Source organism: Rhizobacter sp. OV335 (assembly GCF_900142965.1).
Classification (GTDB): domain Bacteria; phylum Pseudomonadota; class Gammaproteobacteria; order Burkholderiales; family Burkholderiaceae_C; genus Rhizobacter.
Window position 1 is genome coordinate 1 of record NZ_FRCQ01000065.1, and the last position, 2,128, is coordinate 2,128.

The 2,128-nt window shown below is 68.0% G+C and carries 2 protein-coding genes and 1 pseudogene; all 3 read left to right on the top strand.

Translation table 11 applies throughout. The features are described 5' to 3' along the window. A pseudogene (locus BUE42_RS31875) lies at positions 1–296 on the top strand (methyl-accepting chemotaxis protein); the annotation flags it as partial. A gap of 44 nt (positions 297–340) precedes the next feature. Next, positions 341–892: a chemotaxis protein CheW gene (locus BUE42_RS31320; RefSeq protein WP_073469424.1), complete on the top strand. Its 552-nt coding sequence runs from the start codon at positions 341–343 to the stop codon at positions 890–892. A gap of 19 nt (positions 893–911) precedes the next feature. Next, positions 912–2,128 (top strand): HAMP domain-containing methyl-accepting chemotaxis protein (locus BUE42_RS31325; protein WP_143171882.1); only part of this gene is annotated, 1,217 nt, incomplete at its 3' end.

The window sequence follows — 2,128 nt, forward strand, 5'->3', positions numbered from 1 at the left end:
AGCTGAGCCAGACGACGCAGCAGAACGCGTCGAGCTCCGAAGAGCTGGCGGCCACGTCCGAAGAGATGAGCAGCCAGGCCGAGCAACTGCAGCAGGCCATGTCGTTCTTCAAGCTGGCCGGTGGCCACGCGACGCCAGCCGCGCGGGCCTCGGGCCAGCCGCCCAGCAAGCCCGCAGCCACTCGCAGCGCGAAGGCCGGCAAGCGCGCCGCATCGGGCGGCTTCAACCTCGCCGGCGGCATGGCGTTCGCCGGTGCCGGCGAAGGCCCGGATGAATCGCAGTTCGCGCGTTTCTGATCGCACGTTTCTGATCTCGTGTTGCTGAATCAAGGAGCCCAGCGATGACCGCACTGGTCCAGACCCACCGCGCGCCGGCGACTGCCGTGGCGCGCCCTGTCGCCGCCGAGCCGGCGCAGTACCTCACCTTCATGCTGGCGGGCGAGATGTTCGCGATCGGCATCCTCGCGATCAAGGAGATCATCGAGTACCACAGCCTCACCGAGGTGCCGATGATGCCGGACTGCGTGCGCGGCGTGATCAACCTGCGCGGCGCCGTCGTGCCGGTGATGGACCTGCTGGCGCGCTTCGGCCGCGCGCCGAGCCCGGTCACCAAGCGCACCTGCATCGTGATCGTCGAGGTCGAGGCCGAAGGCGAGCGCCAGGTGATCGGCGTCGTCGTCGACGCGGTCAACGAGGTGCTCGACATCGACCTCGCCGACATCGAACCGGCACCGGCCTTCGGTGCCCGCATCCGCACCGATTTCATCCACGGCATGGGCAAGGTGCGCGGCAAGTTCGTGATCCTGCTCAACGTGGACCACGTGCTGTCGCTCGACGACCTGGGCACGCTGGCCGACGCCACCGACCGCACGCAGAACGCGCTGGCCGTCTGATATTCAAGGGAAGATTGACATGAACTGGTTCCATCGCATGAAGCTGGCGCACAAGCTGCTGGCGAGCTTTCTGTTGTGCTCGGTGCTGACCGCGCTGGTCGGCGGCTACAGCCTGTCGCGCCTGAGCGAGCTGGGCGGCATGATCCACACGACCTACGTCGACAACGTGCTGCCGCTGCAGGACATCTCCGAGGCCCAGGCGCGCCTGACCGCGCATTCGCGCTCGTACGTGCGCCTGCCGGCGATGAAGGACCCGGCGGAGGTGAAGGAAACCATCCGCCGTTCGGCGACGCACCTCGACAAGTTCAGCGCGGCGTTGAAGGCCTACCGCGCCACCACCCTCAGCGCGACCGAACAGGCGCTGATGAAGGAGCTGGATGCGCAGCTGCCGACCTACCTGGCGCAGAACGAGAAGATCGCGCAGCTGGTGCTGGAAGGCAAGTTCGACCAGGCCTCCGACCAGAGCAACGGCCCGGCGCGCAAGGCCGTCTCGGACATCGAGGCGACGATGGTCAAGGTGATCGAGGAACTCGCGAGCCAGACCAAGGCGACCAACGACGGCGCCGAGCAGACGGTGCGCCACACCTGGACGCTGATGCTGGGCGTGATCGGCGCCTCGGTGGTGGTGGCGATCGGGCTGGGCCTGCTGGTCACCCGCGTGATCGGCCGGCAGCTCGGCGGCGAGCCCGACCATGCCGCGGCGCTGCTGCACCAGGTGGCCGACGGCGACCTGTCGGCGCAGATCACGCTGCGGGCCGGCGACGACAGCAGCATGCTGTTCGCGGTGAAGCAGATGGTGGGCCGCCTGAAGCAGGTGATCGACGGCCAGCGCAACGTGGTGGCCGCGGCGAACCGCGGCGACTTCAGCGCGCGCGTCGAACTCGGCGGGCTGCAGGGTTTCCAGAAGGAAATGGGCGAGGGCCTGAACGCGCTGGTGTCGACCACCGGCGACAGCATCGGCGACGTGGTGCAGGTGATGGGCGCGGTCTCCGAAGGCGACCTGACTCGCACCATCGAGCGCGACTACGAAGGCGCGTTCGCCGAGATGAAGGAATACGTCAACGCCACCGTCGAGAAGCTGTCGCAGGTGGTGACCGAGGTGAACAGCGGTGCCGAGGCGCTGGCGGGTGCGTCGGAAGAAGTGAGCGCGACGGCGCAGTCGCTGTCGCAGGCGTCGAGCGAGCAGGCCGCGGGGGTCGAAGAGACGAGCGCGTCGATCGAGCAGATGACGGCATC